Below are 20,020 nucleotides of genomic sequence, written 5' to 3' on the forward strand. Positions count from 1 at the left end.
GGGAGTATTCTCAGAAGCAGCGGAAAGCGCCTCCCCGTCTCACATGGACGGGGAGGCGCTTTGCAATTATCTCAGGTAGTTCAGGGGGTTGACGGCAGTGCCGCGGACCCGGACCTCAAAGTGGCAGTGGACGCCGGTGGAGCGGCCGGTGCTGCCCGCCTTGGCCACCGCCTGGCCCTGATAGACCTTTTGGCCTACAGAGACCAGAAGGCTGGAGTTGTGGGCGTAGTAGGTCTCGGTGCCGTTGTCGTGGCGGATGACCACCAGGTTGCCGTAGCCGCTGCTCCTGCCCGCCTTGGTGACGGTGCCGCCGTCGGCGGCCATGACGGTCTCGCCATACGCGGCGTGGAGGTCGATGCCGGAGTGGAAGCTGTAGCTGCCGAAGATGTTCCGGCCGCCAAAGTAGGAGTTGATGCGGTGGCTGCGGACGGGCCAGATGTAGGTGCCCTTGGAGGCGGTCTTGGGCCGCTCCTTGGTGCCCACGGCCTTGACGGTTACGGTGGGTTCCCGCAGAGTCTGGGTGTCGGTCACGGTGCGTTCCCGCTCGTAGCCGTTGACATAGACCACGTCGGCGGAGACCAGGGACTCCCCCTCCTCACCCTGGGTGATGATCTTGGAGTCGCCCTTATACATGGAGCTGTCCTCCTGCTCCTCCACAGGGCAGGGGATAGGCTGGGTATAGGTCACCTGCTCGGTGGTCCGGACGGACAGGGCGGGGATAATCTCCTTCACATTGAGCACGTCTCCCACCATCAGCCGGTTCAGGCTGGCATCAGGGTTGAGAGCCATCAGGTCGCTGAGGGACATGTCGTTGGCGTAGGCGATGCCGTTGTAGGTGTCGCCCTTGACCACGGTATAGGTGGTCGCGCCGGTGGTGTTGGCCTTCAGGGCCTGCTCCACCTGGTCAATGGTCATCAGGTTGTCCACGGCGTATACCGTATGGACGGACAGGTCCTCCACAAAGTCGGCGGAGGTGGTGTTTTCGTTGACGAACTGGGCCTTGATGGAGTCCAGCATTCCGTTCAGGGCGGCCTCGTCCTTCACAGTGCCGATGCTCCGGCCGTCCACCACCACCTCATAGGCCCGCAGCTGGTCGCTGAGCTCGTTGAGCTGGCTGTAGAAGTAGTTGCTGATGTCCTGGGGTTGGCTCAGGTCGCTTTTCAGGGATAGGGTAAAGCTGTAGTCGATGTCTCCGTTCACCTGATAGTCGTAGCCCAGCAGCTGGCTACCCCGGGTCTCCACCGTGTGAATGGCCTGATCCACCACGCTCTGGTCGGCCACCACTCCCACCTCCTGGCCGTCCACAATGACGGCGTAGCTGGTGGAATAGAGGGTGGTCAGGGTGAGGGCGGCGCCCAATGCGCCGGCCATGATCAGGAAGGAGATGGGTCCCACCGCCAGCGTGCCGGCGGCGGCGCCGTGGAACAGGTGGGTCCAGCGGCGGATATGGATACGGCTCCACTCCCGGAAGCCCTGAAGATAGAGCAGCAGCTCCTGGCCGAGGTCCCGAGCGGGCTTTTCCACTGTCTCGGCTTTCTTGGCTTCGGAGGGCCGCTCCACCGCCTTGACCTCCTTGGTTCTGGGGGGCTGCTGGGCGGCTTTGACCGAGTCTGCTTTGGGAGGCCGCCGGTCTGCCTTGCGTTTTATGATAGGAAGCCGCTCGGTGTCATCCTCCCCCACAACGGGGAGCCGGGCTGTCCAGCTTTGATTTTGTGATAGATCCACTGAGAGATCACCTCGCTTTGGAAAAATGACAATCATGAAATAAGAGTTACAAAACGGTAACAACAATATACACGTTTTTCCCTGTTCCGTCAAGCCTCTTTTTTCCAGAAAATTAAAAATCCACAAGGAAAAATGCACAAAAAAGAACGCCGCGCCGGGGAGGCAGGGCGTTTTTCGACTAAATTGTGTCTATTTCGGAAGAAAAAACAAGATGTTGTGTTTGTAACCTTTTCTCCTCAGAGCATGACCCGCAGGACAAATACCAGGGTCATCAGGACCACGGCCAGGCTGGCGCAGGCGTCCAGCATCCAGGCCCGGCGGGTCCACCGGGCGCGGCGGCGCTGGTCTCTGGACAGCGTAAGCACCACCGGGCGGAAGGCGGGCTCCTCCTCCCGGATTTCTGGCTCCGGGGACAGATCAACGTCCTCGGGCTGGCGGGCCAGGCTGTCGTGCTGAGCCAGCGCCTGCTGGCGGCGCAGCTCGGTCAGGTCGATGACATTGCCGCTGTGCCGGATGAAATTGGACGTTTTGTAGTACATAGTCTGCATACAGGTCCCCTCCACGTATTTGATGTAAGGGTAGGATAAAATACAGGATGTCCAAAAAAACGGACTATTATAAGCCCTGCCGAAAAGAAACGCTTGTTCCAGTCACAACTATACAACAGACGTTCGAGAAAGTCAAGGGGAAATCGAAAATTTGTTTGATTTTTTCGGGACCACTCCCGGGCGCAGGGCTGCTTGCTTCATTGTATGAGTTCCTTTGCAGTATAGAATTGATCGGTATCATTCGCCCATTGGTACAGCATCCTTTTGGCATCGTCATTGTATAAGCATGGCTCCCCTGCCGGTGCGCGGCCCGTCAGAGAGGGCCCGGGCGGTCATACTTCTTATATATTATACAGACGGAGAAAAGGAATAAAGGTTCCCTTTGTATGTGTTTTTTTCCTATCTGTGTTGCTTTTTCCTGAAAATGGGGGTATAATGCTTTGGCTTATTGAGAAATCCACAGATTTGAGGTGCAATTCCCATGAAAAATGAGAAATTAAGGAATATCGCCATCATCGCCCACGTAGACCACGGCAAGACCACCCTGGTGGACGAGATGCTCAAGCAGTCGGGCGTCTACCGGGAGAACCAGGCAGTCACCGACCGGGTGATGGACTCGGGCGACCTGGAGCGGGAGCGGGGCATTACCATCACCGCCAAGAACACCGCCGTGCAGTACGGCGACGTGAAGATCAACATTGTGGACACCCCGGGCCACGCCGACTTCGGCGGCGAGGTGGAGCGCATCCTGAAGATGGTCAACGGCGTTATCCTTCTGGTTGACGCCGCTGAGGGCCCCATGCCCCAGACCCGGTTTGTGCTGTCCAAGGCCCTGGAGCTGGGCCACCGGGTGATCGTGGTGGTGAACAAGATCGACCGCCCCGACCAACGGGTCTATGAGGTGGTGGACGAGTGCCTGGAGCTGCTGCTGGATCTGGACGCCACTGACGAGCAGCTGGAGTCCCCCATGCTCTTCTGCTCCGGCCGGCAGGGCATCGCCTCTGTCCAGCCCGACGTGGCGGGCAGCGATTTAAAGCCCCTGTTCGACGCTATCCTCGAGTATATCCCCGCCCCCGACGTGGAGGTGGACGCCCCCTTCCAGATGCTGGTCAGCTCCATCGACTACAACGAGTTTGTGGGCCGCATCGCCATCGGCCGCATTGAGCGGGGCGTGGTGAGGCAGAACCAGGAGATTGCGGTGTGCAACTACCACGACTCCGACGTCCCCGCCAAGAAGGCCAAGGCAACCTCCCTGTACGAGTTTGACGGCCTGGGCAAGGTCCCCGTCCAGGAGGCGGAGGCGGGCAGCATTATCGCCATGAGCGGCATCGGCGATGTGACCATCGGCGACACCATCTGCTCCACAGAGCAGGTGGAGCCCATCGAGTTTGTCCAGATTTCCGCCCCCACCATCGAGATGACCTTCTCGGTGAACGACTCCCCCTTCGCCGGCCGGGAGGGCAAGTTTGTCACCAGCCGCCAGCTCCGGGACCGGCTGTTCCGGGAGACCCTGAAGGACGTGTCCCTGAAGGTATCCGAGGTGGAGAACTCCACCGACTCCTTCAACGTGGCCGGCCGGGGGGAGATGTCCCTGTCCATCCTCATCGAGACCATGCGCCGGGAGGGTTACGAGCTCCAGGTGTCGCCCCCCCGCGTCCTCTACCAGGAGGTGGACGGCGTGAAATGCGAGCCCATTGAGCGGCTGGTTGTGGACGTGCCCACCGACTATGTGGGGGCCGTTATGGAGAAGCTGGGCTCCCGCAAGGGGGAATTTGTCACCATGAACCCGGTGGGCAGCCGCACCAAGCTGGAGTTCCTGGTCCCCGCCCGGGGCCTGTTCGGCTACCGCAGCGAGTTCCTCACCGATACCAAGGGCGAGGGCATCATGGCCTCCGTCTTTGACAGCTATGCCCCCGTCAAGGGGGAGATCAGCCGCCGGTCCACCGGCTCCCTGGTGGCCTTCGAGACAGGCGAGGCGGTCACCTACGGCCTGTTCAACGCCCAGGAGCGGGGTGCCCTGTTCATCGGGGCGGGTACTCCGGTGTACGGCGGCATGATCGTGGGCGAGTGCCCTAAGGCGGAGGATATCTCTGTCAACGTGTGCAAGAAGAAGCAGCTGACCAATATGCGGGCCTCCGGCTCTGACGAGGCGCTGCGCCTGGTCACCCCCCGCACCCTCTCCCTGGAGCAGTGCCTGGAGTTTTTGGCCGATGACGAGCTGCTGGAGTGCACTCCCAAAAACCTGCGCCTGCGCAAGCGCCTGCTGGACCACGGCGACCGGATGCGGGAGGCCTCCAAGAAAAAAGGTTGATTTTACGGCCCTCCGATTTTTCGGAGGGCTGTGTCTATTAGGAGGGCATATGGGTTCTTTCTAAGAAAAGTATTGTTGGGATATCACTTCGCCAGCCTCTGCAAAGGCACATTGATATAGCAGAAACTATGTGCTATAATCGAATCGACAAATCGACATTTAAGGAGAAAGAATATGAAAAATTTTTCTATGCCAGAGCAAGTTTCTCCGACATTAGAAATAGATGAATTAATGAGGTTGAAACATAGTTTGGAAAAGAATGTATCAAGGGAAGCTGCGGAAAGCATCATAAAGGAAATTCCATTATCAATAAATTCAACACCAGACATTCGAGCCGAGTGGGTAGAAAAGCTATCTGCTATTCTTGAAAATAGATTTGATAAAAAAACAGTACAAAACATTCGCCAAGCGTGCTATTGTAATGAAAATGGCAGATTAGAAGATACAGCAAATAACTTGAAACAACTCTATCTCTCTTTGAATCAGGATTTGCATAGATTTGTCAATGCTTTGAATGAAAATGGTGCCGGTTGGTTTATTAAAGATAATCAATTATATACAAAAATGTTTTCTTGTGAATGTCCCATGTTAGAAAAAGCAAAAAATTCAAATTCATTAACATGGTGTCACTGCACTGCTGGATATAACAAAAAATTATTTGAAATCGTTTTTGAAAAACCTGTCTATGTCGAAATTGTGCAAAGCATACGGCAAGGATTTGATTTTTGCCTTTTGAGAATTATAATTCAATAAATCCCGGATGATCGGTCAGCCATCCATCAACAAGGGATTGCTCCTTTTGGATATTTTGACGCGCGGTTTGACGAAGAGGCTTTTGGCAAGACCAATCTGAGAAGGGATACATATGGAAGAAAAAATGCTGAAAATACACTGCTCCGGCATTGAAAACGGCAAATTTCTCCCGGACCACACCGGCCGGGGGCGGGACCTCTCCCCGGAGCTGATTCTGGAAAATCTGTCCCCGGAGGCGGTCACGCTGGCCGTGGTGCTGGAGGACATGAGCCACCCCATCAAGGGCTTCACCCACTGGGTAATCTGGAACCTCCCGGCGGCGGACCGGGTCCCCGGGGCAATCCCGGCGGGGAAGTCCGCTCCGGGCGGCGCAGCCCAGGGGGTGGCCTACGGCCTCCACCGCTACGCCGGCCCCAAGCCGCCCAAAGGGAGGACCCACACCTACCGCTTCACCGTCTATGCTCTGAACTGTGCCCTGGACCTCTCCCCCGCGTCACGGAAAAAGACCTTCTTGCGGGCGGCGGAGGGACATATTCTCCAGAGGGGAAGTATCTCCGGGGCCTTTGAGTAAATAAAACGCCCCGTATTTTACAGCTTGTAAAATACGGGACATTTTTAAACAAGCCTTGATTCAGCTCCAGGGCGCCAGCTCGAACCGCACGAAATACCCCTGGGGGTGGCGGCAGACGGGGCAGTGAGCGGGGGCGGCGGTGGCCTTCACCGTCCAGCCGCAGTGGAGGCACATCCACGTTACCTCCGCCTCGGAGAAGAACAGCTGGTCCTTTTCCATCAGGTCGGCGAATTTTCCGAAGCGGTCCCCGTGGGTTTTCTCCACCCGGGCGATGTTCTCAAAGAGCTTGCCCACCAGGGGGAAGCCCTCGCTCATGGCGGTTTTGGCGAAGTGGTCGTAGTCGTGCTCCCACTCCTGATACTCGTTGTGCTGGGCGGCGCGCAGGTAGTCCAGCACCCCGGAGTAGATGTCCACCGGGTAGGTGCCGTCCACCTTGACGGTCTGGCCGGCGCAGTCCTCCAAACAGGAGTAGAACTGCTTGGCGTGGACCCGCTCCTGCTCGGCGGTGAAGAGGAACACCCCCTGAATTACGGCCAGCCCCGCCTTGTTGGCCACCCCGGCGGCGATGGTGTAGCGGTTTCGGGCCTGACTCTCCCCGGCGAAGGCCCGCATCAGGTTTTCACGGGTCTGGCTGTGGAGAAAGGCCTCGGTTTTGTCGGACATAGTAAACCCTCCCTGCGATATTTTTGATTCCCGCCCCAGAGAGGGGCGGGAATTGTGAGAATCGCTGTGGGTTCAGTATGTCTCAAAAGCTGGAAATTATTCCGCGCTGACGGGGATTTTGGTCTCGCCGTAGCGGATGTAGTCCACCTGGCTCAGGTCCAGGGGCTGATCGAAGATGATATAGTTCTCGAACACGCCGGTGGGCTCGCCGGTGAGGGGCAGGGTGATGTCCATCTCCCGGATGTAGTTGGCCAGTACTTCGCGGTCCCGCTCGTCCTCCACCTCAGAGAAGAACACGGTGCCGTCCTTCAGCACGATCTCCAGGTCGCCCAGCTGGGCGCCGATGTGGTCATTCTTGGGCATGGAGCAGTCCACCTGATAGGACAGGCTCAGGGGGGACAGGGTTATGGCCTGGAGGGTGTTGGTGTAGTCCAGCATTTCGTGGCGCCAGGTGAGGCCCTGGGCAGGCAGGTCGATTTTCTGAGACTGGAAGTTCAGGCCGATGTCAAAGACGAACTCCCCGGTAAAGACAGGGGTGTAGCCCTTATTGGCGTCCTGAATCCACAGGCCGCGGATGGTGAGCAGCTTGGAAACCCCGTCGTTGAGGGTGATTCCGTTGTCGCTGATGTTGGTGAACTGCACCACAAACTCCTTGATGTTGTCGTTGGGCTCGCTGTCAGGCAGGGTGTGGAAATCCAGCTGATATCCGAAGGCATCCTTCGGATAGGCCCCCTGGGTGGGGGTCAGTTCGAGTCTGTCCTCTCCCTCCGGGCCGAAGAGCTGATAGACGGCCTCGTCCCGGTCCATATCCAGGTCGGGCAGGGCAGTCCCCTCCGGGGCCTCCACCCGCAGGCGCAGGTAGTAGACATTCTCGTCCGCCAGGGCGGCGATGGGGGTGATGGTGGCCCCGTTGTCGGTGACGGCGGCGGGGATAGAGCCGTCCTGCCCCTCGAAGGTCTGGACCAGCCGGTCGATGGCGTCGATCTGTCCCTGGGAGAGGGAGCTGCCCTGGGAGAATACGTCGCCGAACAGCTCCCCGCCCAGCAGGCGGGTGGCCGCCAGGGCGGAGACGGACAGGGCGGCGGCGATGGCTGCGGCGATGAGCAGCCGGACGGGTCTGACGCGGGTCTTGGCTTTGGCGCTGGGCATATCTGCACGATTGATTTTATTCATAGTAATCTCCTTAATTCTTGCGGAGGAATAGGGGGTAGTTCCGCCCAATTCCATGTTCTCCGCCGGATAGCAGTCCAGCAGGTCAGAAATGTTACGCTTCACGGAGAAACCCCTCCCTCGTCAAAATTTCTTTCAGCTTCATCCGGCCCCGCCGGAGCTTGGTTTTCACTGTGGATTCATTGAGGCGCATACAGAGCGATATCTCCTGTACGGTCTGGGTGTAGTAGTAATGGCGGAGAAAAATCTCCCGGTCCTGACCGGGCAGGGAATCCACCGCCTGGCGGACCAGCCGCCGCTCCTCCGCCCGCTCCAGGTCGCCGGGCGGGTCGTCGGGGCCGGGGATGTCCAGGGCGTCCTCCTCCAGAGGCAGGGTCCGATCCATCCGCCTGAGCCTGTTCTTGGCCTTATTCCGGGCTACCGCCCCCAGCCAGCTCTTCACCGAGCCCGGACGCAGGGCCGACGGCTGCCGCCATGCGGCCAGAAATACGTCGGACACTACCTCCTCCCCGTCCTCCAGAGGCATGGAATTTCGCAGAATGTTCCACACCACCGCGGAAACATAGGGGATGTAGCGCTCCATCAGCGCCTCCAGGCCGGCGGGATCGCCGGCGTATATTTTTTGCAAGATGATCTCTTCCCGCATAAGAAAAACTCCCGAACTGTTTTGAAAGCCGCTTTCACTTATCATATCACAGCCGGGCGCTTTTTGGTTTCACCAAACCCTTGCATTTTTTTCCGCAGCGTGTATAATGAGTTCAAACGAGGGGGTGTCTTGTCACTCCCGACAAAGGAGGCTTTCCCTATGAAAGCAAAGACAAACCTGACTATGCTGTGCGACTTCTACGAGCTGACCATGGCAAACGGCTATTTCCAGACCGGCCTGCAGGACCGGGTGTGTTACTTCGACGTGTTCTACCGCTCCGTCCCGGATAAGGGGGGGTTCGCCATCGCGGCCGGGCTGGCCCAGGTGGTGGAGTATATCCAGGAGCTGTGCTTCGACGAGGAGGACGTGGCCTATCTCCGGACCAAGGGCTGCTTCAGCGAGGAATTTCTGGCTTTTTTGAGGGAATTTAAGTTCACCGGCGACATCTGGGCCGTCCCTGAGGGCACCCCTGTGTTCCCCAACGAGCCCATTCTCACCGTCCGGGCCCCGGCAATCCAGGCCCAGTTTGTGGAGACCTTCATCCTTCTCACCCTGAACCACCAGAGCCTCATCGCCACCAAGTCCAACCGCATTGTCCGGGCCGCCGAGGGCCGGCCTGTGGCGGAGTTTGGCTCCCGCCGGGCCCAGGGGGCGGACGGCGCTCTGCTGGGGGCCCGGGCCAGCTACATCGCCGGCTGTGCCGCCACCGCCTGTACCATGGCCGACCAGCGGTACGGCTCCCCCGCCACCGGGACCATGGCCCACTCCTGGGTGCAGATGTTCCCCGACGAGCTCACCGCCTTCAAGACCTACTGTGAGCTCTACCCCAACAACGCCACCCTGCTGGTGGACACCTACAATGTGCTCAAATCCGGCGTGCCCAACGCCATCAGGGCTTTTAAAGAGGTGCTTCTCCCCCGGGGCATCACCAAGTGCGGCATCCGGCTGGACTCCGGCGACCTGACCTACCTGTCCCAGAAGGCCCGGGAGATGCTGGACGCAGAGGGCTTTGCCGAGTGCAAGATTGTGGCCTCCAACGCCTTGGACGAGTACATCATCCGGGATCTGGTCCGCCAGGGGGCGAGGATCGACTCCTTCGGGGTGGGCGAGCGGCTCATTACCTCCCGGTCCGAGCCGGTGTTCGGCGGGGTGTATAAGCTGGCCGCCATCGAGGACGACGACGGCGCCATTATCCCAAAGATCAAGATCAGCGAGAACGCCGCCAAGATCACCACCCCCCACTTCAAGAAGATTTACCGCATCTTCTCCCAGGACACCGGCAAGGCGGAGGCCGACCTGATCTGCCTCCACGACGAGCAGTTCGACTTCTCCCAGCCCCTGGAGCTCTTCGACCCGGACGCCACCTGGAAGCGGAAGGTATACACCGGCATCGAGGCAAAGGAGCTGATGGTGCCCATCTTCCAGAGGGGCGAGCTGGTGTATCAGGTGCCCGACCTCCAAGTGAGCCGGGCCTACTGCCAGCGGCAGGTGGACGCCCTGTGGGACGAGGTGAAGCGGTTTGAGAACCCCCACAACTACTATGTGGACCTGTCCCAGAAGCTGTGGGACATCAAGCACGCCCTGCTCAACAGCCACGAGATGAAATGATATTTTTCTCTTGCATATCTCTGTATGACTGTGGTATAATCAAGTCAGACCCAGGTAAGATTGCACGCAGCACATGGGTTTCACAAAAAAGAACCCCGGAGAGGTGCGACTCTCCGGGGTTTCGCTGTGGTTACCGTCCTTTTGTGTGGGCATCAAACCATTTGCAGATGTAATATGCGATTACATTTGCGGCGATGGCCAACAAGAGTTCTTGCACGCAGCCCATAGGGATTCACCTCCTTCCCCTTTAACAGGGCGGAGTTGGACGGCGTTTTCATTGTATCAAGGATCGACAGATTTCGCAAGCAGAAAGAAAACTCCTCACCAAGAAAGGTGAGGAGTTCAGCTTTTCGGTATAATCAGATCATGCTGAGAACCAGGGTGATGACAATCCAGAGGATGGCCACCCACTTGGTCATCTTAGCCAGTTTGGCGTCCAGGCTTTTGGCCTTGTTCTTGGACAGGAAGGTGTCGGCGCCGCCGGCGATGGCCCCGGACAGGCCGGCGCTCTTGCCGGACTGGAGCATAACCACGGCGATGACGGCCAGACCGCACAGGACCTGGATGATGGTGAGGACTAAATTTAGTGCATTCATGTGATTCGTTCCTTTCAAGGCCTCGGGGGCCGCAGATTTACGTTTTCAGCCGGTGAAATTCCGGAAGTACCCAAAAGCATACCACAGTTTGTCCGGGAATGCAAGGGCTTTTCTCCAATTTTCCCGGGAAAATGCGGAGTCTCACCCTCCCAGCCGGTCCAAAACGGCCTGGAACCAGCCGGGCAGGGGACACTCCAGCTCCACAGGCTGGCCGGTGGAGGGGTGGACAAACCGCAGCCGCCGGGCGTGGAGGCACTGGCCTGCCAGGCCGGGGACGGGCTTTTTGGCCCCGTACACCGTGTCCCCCAGGAGCGGGTGGCCGGTGGAGGCCAGATGGACCCGGATCTGGTGGGTGCGGCCTGTCTCCAGCCGGCACTCCACATGGGTGTGCCCCGGATACCGGGCCAGGACGGACCAGTGGGTAACGGCCTCCCGGCCGTTCCGGCGGTCGATAGACATTCTCTTCCGGTCCACCGGGTGACGGCCGATGGGGGCGTCCACCGTGCCCCTGTCCTCCCGGAAATTTCCCACCGCCACCGCCTCATAGGTCCGGGCCAGGCTGTGATCCTGGAGCTGGGCGGCCAGGGCCAGGTGGGCCTGGTCATTCTTGGCGGCGATGATAAGGCCGGAGGTGTCCCGGTCGATGCGGTGGACGATGCCCGGCCGCAGCTGGCCATTGATTCCGGACAGTGAAGCTCCGCAGTGATATAACAGGGCGTTGACCAGAGTGCCGTCCGGGTGGCCCGGCGCGGGGTGGACCACCAGCCCCGCCGGCTTGTTCACCACGATCACGTCTCCATCCTCATAGACCACGTCCAGGGGGATGGGCTGGGGAAGCACATCAATGGGCTCCGGGTCTGGGAGGGAGACCGTCAGCGCCTGGCCGAGGCTGGGCCTGTCGTTCTTCCGCGCCGTCCTGCCGTTCAGAAGGACCGCCCCCCGCTCCAGCAGCTTCTGGGCCCCGGAGCGGGTCAGGCCGGGGACAGACCGGGCCAGGAAGGCGTCCAGCCGCTCGCCAGGGCGGTCAGTGGTCAGGGTCAGTGTTGTCATCGGGCTTCCTCTCATACTTGTCCCACAGGAACAGATAGTAAATTCCCGCGGCGATGCCCCCGGTCACCACGCAGATGTCCGCCACGTTGAACACGGCGAAGTGCATGAACAGCACGTTGAACATGTCCACCACAAACCCCCGGAGGGCCCGGTCGATAAGGTTGCCCACCGCCCCCGCCAGCAGCAGGGTGAGGGCCAGCTTGCCGAAGGGGTGGTGGAAGAAGCTCTTCCACAGGGCCAGGGCCAGCAGCGCCGACATGACCAGGGACACCAGAGCCAGGATCCAGGTGTGCTCCGAGAAGATGGAGAAGGCCGCCCCGGTGTTGGTCACATAGGTCAGCTCCAGAATGCAGGGGATAAAGGGGACGTGTCCCCCCAGGGGGATGTTGGTCATCACCAGATATTTCACGATTTGGTCCGCGACAACCAGGGCCGCGGCAATAGCTGCATAGATCATGGATGCATTCTCCTTTTCACAGCCGGTTCTTTTTCAGCAGGCGGATATCGTCGCCAAAGAACTCCAGCGTGTGGTACTCCCCGTCCAGGCGGGAGGCGATCTGAGGGGCGTAGCGCTGGGCCGCCTCCCCGATGGACAGGTTGGAGGAGATCACGGTGTGCCTCTCCCCCACCAGCCGGGTGTTGATGACCTCATAGAGGGCGGACTGGGTAAACTGGGTGGTCAGCTCGCTGCCCAGGTCATCCAGGATCAGCAGGTCGCAGTTGAGATAGCGCCGGGTCTCGTCCCGGGCATCCAGGCCGTCCCGGCTGTCCCGGAGGAATTTTCGGGCCTCGAACTGACTGAAAATATTCACAGCCGTATCATAGACCACTGAAAAGCCGCTTTCCGATACGGCCCGGGCGATGCAGGCGGACAGGAAGGTCTTGCCCAGCCCCGGCGCGCCGGAGAGAAGCAGGTTTTTGATGGCGACGCGGCCAAATTTGGTGGCGTAATTCCAGCAGATATTAAAGTTCTGCTCCATATTCTCCCGGGGGGAGATTCCCTGGCCCGGATAGATGGCCTGACTGTAGTAATCAATGCGGAATGTGTCGAAGGACTGCTCTCCCAGGTTCAGCAGCTTGGAGAGCTCCCTGATCTGCTCCTGAGCGCACAGCTGCTTCAGGCAGCGGCACATTTTGGCCCCCTGCCAGCCTGTGTCCCGGCACAGGGGACAGGCGGGCCTGTCATCCAGCGCGTCCTCGGGCAGGCCCAGCCCTCCCAGCAGGACGGCCCGCTCCTGTTGGAGCTCCTGATTTTCCCTCCGCACCGACTGAACGGCGGCCACCGGGTCCCCGCCCTGGCGGAGGGCGGCGGCCACCAGTCCGGCCATGGTGCCCCGAAGCCGGCGGTCCAGCTGCTCCAGCCGGGGCTCCCTTTCATAGGCCTCCAGGCGCAGGCGGTCGGTCCGTTCCCGGCGTTGGCGGGACTGGTCCTCCAGCCGCTGGGAGGCCCGGCGCAGCACATTGGCGTCATAGGGCATGTCAATTCCCCTCCTGTTTCATCTGTTCCATCAGGCGGCGGGTGCGCTCCACGTTCTCCCGGGCCCGCCGCTCCTGGTCGGCGGAGGGGGGCGCGGAGGGCTTCTGTCCCGCCCGGATGGGCCGGGGGTCCCGGTCCCCCGCCCGGACGGCGGCGGCGGTGTGCAGCCCCTTTTCGTGCCAGCGGCGGAGAATGCCGTTCATATAGCCCCAGTCCATAGACTGCTTCTTCAAAACGGTGCGCTCATAGGCCAGGCGGATGGCCTCATCGTCAAAGCCCAGGTCATCCCAGGCGGCGATGTAGTCCTTCTCCCGCTGAACCAGGGGGCGGGGGGGAATGTCCAGCAGGCGGAGCACCGTCCCCTCCCGGGAGCGCAGGCGGGTGAGGCGGGCGATGTGCTCCTCCGCCCGCTCTATGGTGTCGATGCCTATGCGGGCCCAGGCCGCCCCCTGCTTCTCAATCTGGGACAGAAAGGGCCTCCGGCCGGGGCCGTATTTCCGGGTGACCTCCTCGGTGCACCAGCCCACCAGCATAAGGATGACCTCGGCGGGGAGGGCCCGGTGGTCATAGAGGGTATACAGCCGCCGCAGGTCGGCGGCGGACAGCCGCTTGCCCAGCCGCCGCTCCACCTCGTCCACCAGAGCGGGGAAGGTGGAGCTCTTGTCTGCCAGGGCCTGGGTGATGTCCTCGGTGGTGTATTCGGGGGCGGGGGCCTCCTGGACGGGGGGCTCAGGAGCGGGAAGGGGAGCGTCGGGGGCCAGCCCCTGGGCCCGCAGCTGGTCCAGTGCGGCCTGAATCCGCCCCTCCGGCCAGCGCAGACCCTCCAGAGAGCCCCGCCGCAGCAGCTGGAGATAGAGCAGAGCGGCGTCGCCGCTGTCCAGCCTGAGAAGCCGGTCCGCCGCCTGGGCGGTCATGGCCAGCACCTGGCCGGGTAAAAATGGCTGGGCCATCCGCGCCCCTCCCCTTCGACAGTCGTTGTTCCCCTATTCTACAACAAAATCGGCCCAGCGTAAACAGGGAAATTATCAAGACGGAAGTTCTTCAAAAATTCATGGAATATTTATTTTCCAAATGGGGCGTAATGTGATATAATTTCTCTATCTATATAAAAAACTGGGGGAGTATACCCAAAAACGCACGGGGGAGGAAGCACAGATGATAAACAGAATCGTGGTGACCATCGGCGGAAGGGACTATACCATGGTGGCGGCGGAAAATGAGGACTATGTCCGCCGGTGCGCCGAGCTGGTGAACCAGCAGCTCCAGGAGGTCCTGCGGGACGGCCGGCTGTCCCAGGCGGACGGGGCGGTGCTGGCGGCCATGAACGTGGCCGACATGCTTTTGAAGGAGCAGGAGGCCTCGGAAAATCTCCGCCGCCAGGTGAAGGAAAACCTGGAGGAGGCCAACAGCCTGAAGCTGGAGCTGTCTGAGGCCAAGCGGGAGATTTTTAAGCTGGGGACGAAGAAATAGGAGTTCTATCAATACATCGCGGGGCGTTTGCAGGGGCGGATATCATCCGCCCGCTTAGACGCGTCCGGCCGACACGGGCGGATGATATCCGACCTTGCATCCATTTTTCAGGGGAGGTCACGCTCCAATGCTTGAATTACTTGCCCCCGCCGGGTCCGCGGAAGCGGTGACTGCCGCAGTCCAGAGCGGGGCGGACGCCGTCTATTTTGGATATGGAGATTTCAACGCCCGCCGCAACGCCAGGAACTTTACCCGGGAGGAGGCCGCGGCGGCGGTTTCTTACTGCCACCGCCGGGGATGCAAGGTCTATCTCACCCTGAACACCCTGCTCACCGACCGGGAGCTGCCCGGGGCGGCGGAGCTGGCCGCCCACGCCAGCGGCATCGGCATCGACGGGGTGATTGTCCAGGACCTGGGGGTGGTGAGGATACTCCGCCAGTTCCTCCCCGACCTGCCCATCCACGGCTCCACCCAGATGACCGTCCACTCCCTGGACGGGGTGAAGCTGTGCGCCGGCTTGGGGATGACCCGGGTAGTTCTCAGCCGGGAGCTGAGCCGGGACCAGATCGCCTACATCTGCCAGCACAGCCCCATTGAGATCGAGGTCTTTGGACACGGGGCCCTGTGCATGTGCTGGTCGGGGCAGTGTTTCTTCTCCAGCGTCATTGGCGGGCGCAGCGGCAACCGGGGACTGTGCGCCCAGCCCTGCCGGCTGAACTACGGCTGGAACGGAAAGGCGGACGAGTACCCCCTGTCCTTGCGGGACCTGTCCCTGGCGGGACATTTGAGGGAGCTCCAGGATATGGGGGTGGCGTGCCTCAAGCTGGAGGGCAGGATGAAGCGGCCCGAGTATGTGGCCATTGTCACCGGGGTCTACGCCCGGGCCCTCCGGGAGGGGCGGGAGCCCAACCCCGGGGAGCTGGATATGCTGCGCCAGGCCTTCTCCCGCCAGGGCTTTACCGACGGCTACTACATGGACCAGAAGGGTCCAGATATGTTCGGCACCCGACAGGAGGAGAAGGAGCCGAAGGAGCTCTACGCCCAGGCCCGGGCCAGCTATGAGAGCGGGGAGAACCGGAAGGAGCCGGTGCGCATCTTTGCCCTGATCCAGCCCGGCGAGCCGGCCCGGGCGGCGGTTCAGGACCGGCAGGGCCGGGTGGCCAGCGTGGAGGGGCCCGTGCCGGAGGAGGCCCGGAACGTCCCGCTCACCAGGGAGAAGGTGGAGAGCCAGCTCGCCCGCACCGGGGGCACCCCCTTCGGCTGCGAGAAGGCCACCGCCAAGGTAGCGGAGGGCCTGTCCCTGCCCCTGTCCGCCCTCAACGACATGCGCCGCCGCTGCCTGGAGGAGCTGATGAGGCAGCGGGACGAGGTCCCCCAGCGGCGGCAGACCCCCTATCAGCCCGGGGTGCGCTATGAAAACCCCTCGGAGCCGCCTGTATTTACTGTCTCCCTGCGGACAGCGGGACAGCTGAGCGCGGAGCTGCTGCGCCTGAAGCCCGCCCTGCTCTATCTCCCCGCCGGGGAGCTGGCCGCCCGCCCCGACGCGGGGGAGCGCTGCCGGCAGGCGGGGGTATCCCTGGCCGTCTCTCTGCCCCGGATCTGCACCGACCGGGAGCTGCCCCAGCTGGAGCGGGACCTGGTGGCCGCGAAGGAGCTGGGGGTGACCGAGGCCCTGGCCGGGACCTGGGGGGGCGTCCAGCGGGCCATGCGGCTGGGCTTCCAGGTCCGGGGGGACTACGGCCTGGGGGTGTATAACAGCCAGACCATGAAGGAGCTGCGGCGGCTGGGCCTGCTGTCCGCCACTGTGTCCTTTGAGCTGAAATTCCCCCAGATTCGGGACATCTCCAAGGCCATTCCCACTGAATTTATTGCTTACGGCCGCCTGCCCCTGATGATTACCGAGAACTGCATCATCTATAATCACTGCGGCCGGCACACCTGCGGCAACGTGAACCTGCTCACCGACCGGAAGGGGGAGCGGTTCCCGGTGGTGAAGGCCTGGGGCTGCCGGAACGAGATCTTCAACAGCCGGAAGGTCTTTCTGGCGGACAAGCAGAGGGACTGGAAGGAGCTGGGCCTGTGGGGCGCCCGGCTGATGTTCACCACCGAGAACGCCATTGAGTGCGCCCAGGTGCTGGAGCGGTACTTAAATCAGGGCAAATACCAGCCCAACGACTTTACCCGCGGGCTGTACTATCGGGGCGCGGAGTAGGGGATAAAGGACCCCCTTCACGAAGGGGGCTGTCAGCGAAGCTGACCGGGGGATTTTCTAAAAGATATGTGTGTTTCGATGGGGAACCCTCCGTCATTTGCTTCGCAAATGCCACCTCTCTTTGCGAAGGGAGGCTTTGCTCCATGACCGGAAGGAGGTGTGTCTGTGCTCAGCCGTCAAAAACTGTTCTGGCTCAGCCGGCCCTACGACCTGCCTGGCTCGGATGGGCGCTTCCTCCGGGCGGTGCGGGACAGCTGCGCCTACCACATCAAACACTGCCCCGCATACCGGCGCATTTGTGAGGCGGAGGGCTTTTCCCCCGGCTGCCTGAACAGGATAGACGACCTGGAGAAAATCCCCGTCCTGCCCACTCTGTTTTTCAAGCGGCATCACGTCTCCTCCATGCCCGCCTGGCGGCAGGCGTTCCAGGTGACCTCCTCGGGGACCAGCGGCAGCTTCAGCCGGGTGGGCTTTGACTGGGGCTGTATTTTCGCCGAGGTCCCCATGGTGCTGCGGCTGGGCTTTTATCACAGGCTGGTTTCCCCCAGGCCCGCCCATTATGTTGTCCTGGGCTATAAGCCGGGCAGGCAGGACAAGATGGGGGTGGCCCGGACCATGTTCGGCCTGACCCACTTTGCCCCGCCCCTGACCCGGAGCTACGCCCTGGAGTGGAGGGACGGAAGCTATGTCCCCGACCTGGAGGGGGCGGTGAGGCGGCTGAGGGGGCTGGAGAAATCCCTCTTCCCCACCCGGATTGTGGCCTTCCCCTCCTACCTCTGGTTCGGGATGAGGCGGCTGGAGGAGCTGGGGCTTTCGGTCAGGCTCCCCAGGGGCTCCCGGGTCCTCCTGGCCGGGGGCTGGAAGCAGCACTACGCCCAGGAGGTGGACAAGGGCACCCTCTATGCCCTGGCGGAGAGGGTGCTGGGGATTGGAGAGGAGCACATCCACGAATTTTTCGGGGCGGTGGAGCACCCGGTTTTCTTCAACTCCTGCCAAAACCACCGCTTCCACGTCCCGGCCTACGCCCGGGTCATCATCCGGGATGTGCGCACCTTAAAACCCCTACCAATGGGGGAGGTGGGGCTGGTGAATCTCATCACTCCTCTTATCAACGCCACCCCGGTGACCAGCGTGATGACCGACGACCTGGGGACCCTCACCCCGGGGGAGGACTGCGGCTGCGGGCTCAGCTCCCCCGTTCTCACCATCCTGGGCCGGGCGGGGCTGAACGACATCACCACCTGCGCCGCCGGCGCGGCCGAGTTACTAAACCAAACCGGAGCCCAGTGAAACGGGTCCGGTTTGGAGAGGAGGAGCAAGGGAATGGAGCGAATCATGATTTTGAAAAAATCATGGAAGCGGAATGGACTTTGCTCCGACGAGGGAAAGGGGGAAGCTTTTTGATTTTTGCCAACGGGAGCATTCTCCCCGACTCGGAGCTGAACCCCGTCCTGGGCTGCCTGGGGGAGGAAATCGCCCAAACCCTCGGCGGCCCGCCGCTGGAGGTCTGTATCGTTCTGGACGCCCTGGAGGGCCTGGGGGAGGAGCTGGACAGCGGGGCGCTGGACCCCCTCATCGCCCAGTATGCCCCGCCGGGAGCCAGGGAGGAGCTGGCCCGGATCCGGCCCCAGATCAGCCGGGCCGCCCTGGAACAGCGGCTGGCCCTGGAGCTGGGCGGCCTCGCCGGCCCCCGGCCCTTCGGGCGCTCTCAGGTCCGGCCTCTGGGGGTGCTGCTCCATGTCGCGCCGGGGAATATGGCGGGCCTGCCCGCCTTCACCGCCGTGGAGGGCCTGCTCACCGGCAATATCAACCTGGTGAAGCTGCCCCGCGGGGACCGGGGGCTCACCCTGGCAATTTTCCAGAAGCTGACGGAGCTGGAGCCCCGGCTGTCCCCCTGGCTGTACGCCTTCGACATTCCGTCCAAAGACGCTGCATCCCTCCGCCGCCTGACGGCCCTGTCCGACGGGATTGTCACCTGGGGCGGAGACGGGGCCATCGCAGCTATGCGCAAGCTGGCCCCACCGGGGTGTAAGCTCATCGAGTGGGGCCACCGGCTCAGCTTTGCCTACCTGTCGGGCTGGGAGGGGATGGACCTGTTTCCCCTGGCGGACCACATCGTCCGCACCGGTGGACTGCTGTGCTCCTCCTGTCAGGTGATTTATTTGGATACCGATCTCCTCTCCGTTGCGGAGCGATTCTGCAAAAAATTCCTCCCGGTATTGGAAAAGGCCGCCGCATCCCGCTATAAAGCCCCCGGACAGGCGGCCCAGGCCGCCCTCTACGCCCGGGAGACGGCGCTGGAGCAGGTGGTGGATCGGGCTGGGTTCGATGACCTGAATTATCCCGGACAAAGCTGCTCTCTCACACTGCGCCGGGATATGGAGCTGGAGCTGTCTCACCTCCACGGCAACGTGCTGGTAAAGCGCCTGCCCCGGGGGGAGATCATTCCCGTTCTGCGCCGGCAGCGGGGGCGGCTCCAGACGGCGGGGCTGATCTGCCCTGAGGCGGAGCGGGAAACCCTCGCCGCCCTGCTGGCCCGGGCGGGGGTGAACCGGATTACCGTCCCGGGGCATATGTCGGACTCCCTTCCGCTGGAGGCCCACGACGGGGAGTACCCCCTGCGCCGGTATGTGCAGGTGGTGGATATAGAGGACCCATAGGGGCGGCAAAGGCCGGCCCTGTATGAGAAAAAATTTTTAGGAGTTTACAATATGGACTTGAAAATTAAAGCAGTTTCCAATAAAATCGGGAAGGAAATTCCCCTGCCCTTCTACGCCACCCCCGGCTCGGCGGCCATGGACCTCCACGCCTGTGTGGACGAGGCGGTTACCATCCCCGCCGGAGGCCGGAGGACCATCCCCACCGGCATCGCCATCGCCCTGCCCTCGCCGGATTATGTGGCCCTGGTCTACGCCCGGAGCGGTCTGGGCATCAAGCACGGCGTGGCCCCTGCCAACTGTGTGGGGGTCATCGACAGCGATTACAGAGGTGAAATATTGGTGGGCCTTCAAAACTCCGGGGAATCGGATTTCACCGTTCAGCCCGGCGACCGCGTCGCCCAGCTGATGATTACCCCCGTCATCCAGGCCAGCATCCAAATGGTGGACGAGCTGGACGACACCGCCCGGGGGGCGGGGGGCTTCGGGTCCACAGGAATGTAGGGGCGCATATTGTGCGCCCGCGTGCTGTAGGGCGCGACGACCCGGCGCGCCGTATTGGG

At 61.5% G+C, this 20,020-nt stretch carries 19 protein-coding genes; 9 read left to right on the top strand and 10 right to left on the bottom strand.

Going from position 1 to position 20,020, the window contains the following annotated elements; genetic code table 11:
• Positions 1–66: 66 nt before the first annotated feature.
• The gene (locus tag D1641_RS19860) at positions 67–1,725 is read right to left on the bottom strand and encodes a M23 family metallopeptidase (RefSeq protein WP_160665246.1); all 1,659 of its coding nucleotides are present in this window, start codon (positions 1,723–1,725) and stop codon (positions 67–69) included.
• A 236-nt stretch (positions 1,726–1,961) separates the two neighbouring features.
• The gene (locus tag D1641_RS10010) at positions 1,962–2,273 is read right to left on the bottom strand and encodes a hypothetical protein (RefSeq protein ID WP_160665248.1); all 312 of its coding nucleotides are present in this window, start codon (positions 2,271–2,273) and stop codon (positions 1,962–1,964) included.
• Positions 2,274–2,754: 481 nt separating this feature from the next.
• Here D1641_RS10010 and typA point away from each other — a divergent pair, with 481 nt between their 5' ends.
• From typA to D1641_RS10025, 3 genes are all read left to right on the top strand, one after another.
• Positions 2,755–4,584, top strand: a complete 1,830-nt coding sequence (typA, locus tag D1641_RS10015) for a translational GTPase TypA (protein WP_160665250.1) — start codon at positions 2,755–2,757, stop codon at positions 4,582–4,584.
• A 174-nt stretch (positions 4,585–4,758) separates the two neighbouring features.
• On the top strand, positions 4,759–5,337 hold the full coding sequence (locus D1641_RS10020; RefSeq protein WP_160665252.1) for a DUF6144 family protein: 579 nt from the start codon (positions 4,759–4,761) through the stop codon (positions 5,335–5,337).
• Positions 5,338–5,449: 112 nt separating this feature from the next.
• Positions 5,450–5,908, top strand: a complete 459-nt coding sequence (locus D1641_RS10025) for a YbhB/YbcL family Raf kinase inhibitor-like protein (protein ID WP_160665254.1) — start codon at positions 5,450–5,452, stop codon at positions 5,906–5,908.
• A 60-nt stretch (positions 5,909–5,968) separates the two neighbouring features.
• Here D1641_RS10025 and rbr read toward each other — a convergent pair whose 3' ends face one another.
• The 3 genes from rbr to D1641_RS10040 all read right to left on the bottom strand — a co-directional run bounded on the left by rbr (position 5,969) and on the right by D1641_RS10040 (position 8,387).
• Entirely contained in the window at positions 5,969–6,571 is a 603-nt protein-coding gene (rbr, locus tag D1641_RS10030; protein WP_160665256.1) for a rubrerythrin, read from the bottom strand.
• Between the two features lie 96 nt (positions 6,572–6,667).
• Positions 6,668–7,846, bottom strand: a complete 1,179-nt coding sequence (locus D1641_RS10035) for a hypothetical protein (RefSeq protein WP_160665258.1) — start codon at positions 7,844–7,846, stop codon at positions 6,668–6,670.
• Positions 7,836–8,387 carry an RNA polymerase sigma factor gene (locus D1641_RS10040; RefSeq protein WP_160665260.1) on the bottom strand — a complete coding sequence of 184 codons (552 nt, stop codon included), beginning with the start codon at positions 8,385–8,387 and terminating at the stop codon, positions 7,836–7,838. Before D1641_RS10040 ends, D1641_RS10035 begins: the two co-directional genes overlap by 11 nt.
• Before the next feature lie 159 nt (positions 8,388–8,546).
• Here D1641_RS10040 and D1641_RS10045 point away from each other — a divergent pair, with 159 nt between their 5' ends.
• Entirely contained in the window at positions 8,547–9,995 is a 1,449-nt protein-coding gene (locus D1641_RS10045; RefSeq protein WP_160665262.1) for a nicotinate phosphoribosyltransferase, read from the top strand.
• Between the two features lie 359 nt (positions 9,996–10,354).
• On the opposite strand, the gene secG is transcribed toward D1641_RS10045, so the two are convergent.
• From secG to D1641_RS10070, 5 genes are all read right to left on the bottom strand, one after another.
• Positions 10,355–10,591, bottom strand: a complete 237-nt coding sequence (secG, locus tag D1641_RS10050; RefSeq protein WP_160665264.1) for a preprotein translocase subunit SecG — start codon at positions 10,589–10,591, stop codon at positions 10,355–10,357.
• A gap of 141 nt (positions 10,592–10,732) precedes the next feature.
• On the bottom strand, positions 10,733–11,641 hold the full coding sequence (locus tag D1641_RS10055) for an RluA family pseudouridine synthase (RefSeq protein WP_160665266.1): 909 nt from the start codon (positions 11,639–11,641) through the stop codon (positions 10,733–10,735).
• Positions 11,616–12,098: a signal peptidase II gene (gene lspA / locus D1641_RS10060; RefSeq protein ID WP_160665268.1), complete on the bottom strand. Its 483-nt coding sequence runs from the start codon at positions 12,096–12,098 to the stop codon at positions 11,616–11,618. The genes D1641_RS10055 and lspA overlap by 26 nt, the downstream gene beginning before the upstream one ends.
• 16 nt (positions 12,099–12,114) lie before the next feature.
• Positions 12,115–13,119: an ATP-binding protein gene (locus tag D1641_RS10065; protein ID WP_160665270.1), complete on the bottom strand. Its 1,005-nt coding sequence runs from the start codon at positions 13,117–13,119 to the stop codon at positions 12,115–12,117.
• Between the two features lies 1 nt (position 13,120).
• Entirely contained in the window at positions 13,121–14,068 is a 948-nt protein-coding gene (locus tag D1641_RS10070; protein WP_160665272.1) for a DnaD domain protein, read from the bottom strand.
• A gap of 205 nt (positions 14,069–14,273) precedes the next feature.
• Between D1641_RS10070 and D1641_RS10075 the strand changes: the two genes are divergently transcribed.
• From D1641_RS10075 to dut, 5 genes are all read left to right on the top strand, one after another.
• Positions 14,274–14,588 carry a cell division protein ZapA gene (locus D1641_RS10075; protein WP_160665274.1) on the top strand — a complete coding sequence of 105 codons (315 nt, stop codon included), beginning with the start codon at positions 14,274–14,276 and terminating at the stop codon, positions 14,586–14,588.
• 127 nt (positions 14,589–14,715) lie between these two features.
• Positions 14,716–16,800 (top strand): U32 family peptidase, encoded by a 2,085-nt coding sequence (locus D1641_RS19695; protein WP_160665276.1) that lies wholly within the window; start codon positions 14,716–14,718, stop codon positions 16,798–16,800.
• Between the two features lie 165 nt (positions 16,801–16,965).
• Positions 16,966–18,090 carry an acyl-protein synthetase gene (locus tag D1641_RS10085; protein ID WP_160665278.1) on the top strand — a complete coding sequence of 375 codons (1,125 nt, stop codon included), beginning with the start codon at positions 16,966–16,968 and terminating at the stop codon, positions 18,088–18,090.
• Positions 18,091–18,200: 110 nt separating this feature from the next.
• Positions 18,201–19,460, top strand: coding sequence for an acyl-CoA reductase (locus D1641_RS10090; RefSeq protein WP_160665280.1), 1,260 nt, complete (start codon positions 18,201–18,203; stop codon positions 19,458–19,460).
• Between the two features lie 51 nt (positions 19,461–19,511).
• Positions 19,512–19,961 (top strand): dUTP diphosphatase, encoded by a 450-nt coding sequence (gene dut, locus D1641_RS10095; RefSeq protein ID WP_160665282.1) that lies wholly within the window; start codon positions 19,512–19,514, stop codon positions 19,959–19,961.
• Positions 19,962–20,020 lie beyond the last annotated feature (59 nt).

The organism is Colidextribacter sp. OB.20 (genome assembly GCF_009911595.1).
Taxonomy (GTDB): Bacteria; Bacillota; Clostridia; order Oscillospirales; family Oscillospiraceae; genus Lawsonibacter.

What these genes read in the sequence shown, in the direction of transcription:
- D1641_RS10010 (WP_160665248.1), bottom strand. Translation starts at nt 2,273, where the DNA reads ATGCAGACTATGTACTACAAAACGTCCAATTTCATCCGGCACAGCGGC.
- typA (WP_160665250.1), top strand. Translation starts at nt 2,755, where the DNA reads ATGAAAAATGAGAAATTAAGGAATATCGCCATCATCGCCCACGTAGAC.
- D1641_RS10020 (WP_160665252.1), top strand. Translation starts at nt 4,759, where the DNA reads ATGAAAAATTTTTCTATGCCAGAGCAAGTTTCTCCGACATTAGAAATA.
- D1641_RS10025 (WP_160665254.1), top strand. Translation starts at nt 5,450, where the DNA reads ATGGAAGAAAAAATGCTGAAAATACACTGCTCCGGCATTGAAAACGGC.
- rbr (WP_160665256.1), bottom strand. Translation starts at nt 6,571, where the DNA reads ATGTCCGACAAAACCGAGGCCTTTCTCCACAGCCAGACCCGTGAAAAC.
- D1641_RS10040 (WP_160665260.1), bottom strand. Translation starts at nt 8,387, where the DNA reads ATGCGGGAAGAGATCATCTTGCAAAAAATATACGCCGGCGATCCCGCC.
- D1641_RS10045 (WP_160665262.1), top strand. Translation starts at nt 8,547, where the DNA reads ATGAAAGCAAAGACAAACCTGACTATGCTGTGCGACTTCTACGAGCTG.
- secG (WP_160665264.1), bottom strand. Translation starts at nt 10,591, where the DNA reads ATGAATGCACTAAATTTAGTCCTCACCATCATCCAGGTCCTGTGCGGT.
- D1641_RS10055 (WP_160665266.1), bottom strand. Translation starts at nt 11,641, where the DNA reads ATGACAACACTGACCCTGACCACTGACCGCCCTGGCGAGCGGCTGGAC.
- lspA (WP_160665268.1), bottom strand. Translation starts at nt 12,098, where the DNA reads ATGATCTATGCAGCTATTGCCGCGGCCCTGGTTGTCGCGGACCAAATC.
- D1641_RS10065 (WP_160665270.1), bottom strand. Translation starts at nt 13,119, where the DNA reads ATGCCCTATGACGCCAATGTGCTGCGCCGGGCCTCCCAGCGGCTGGAG.
- D1641_RS10070 (WP_160665272.1), bottom strand. Translation starts at nt 14,068, where the DNA reads ATGGCCCAGCCATTTTTACCCGGCCAGGTGCTGGCCATGACCGCCCAG.
- D1641_RS10075 (WP_160665274.1), top strand. Translation starts at nt 14,274, where the DNA reads ATGATAAACAGAATCGTGGTGACCATCGGCGGAAGGGACTATACCATG.
- D1641_RS19695 (WP_160665276.1), top strand. Translation starts at nt 14,716, where the DNA reads ATGCTTGAATTACTTGCCCCCGCCGGGTCCGCGGAAGCGGTGACTGCC.
- dut (WP_160665282.1), top strand. Translation starts at nt 19,512, where the DNA reads ATGGACTTGAAAATTAAAGCAGTTTCCAATAAAATCGGGAAGGAAATT.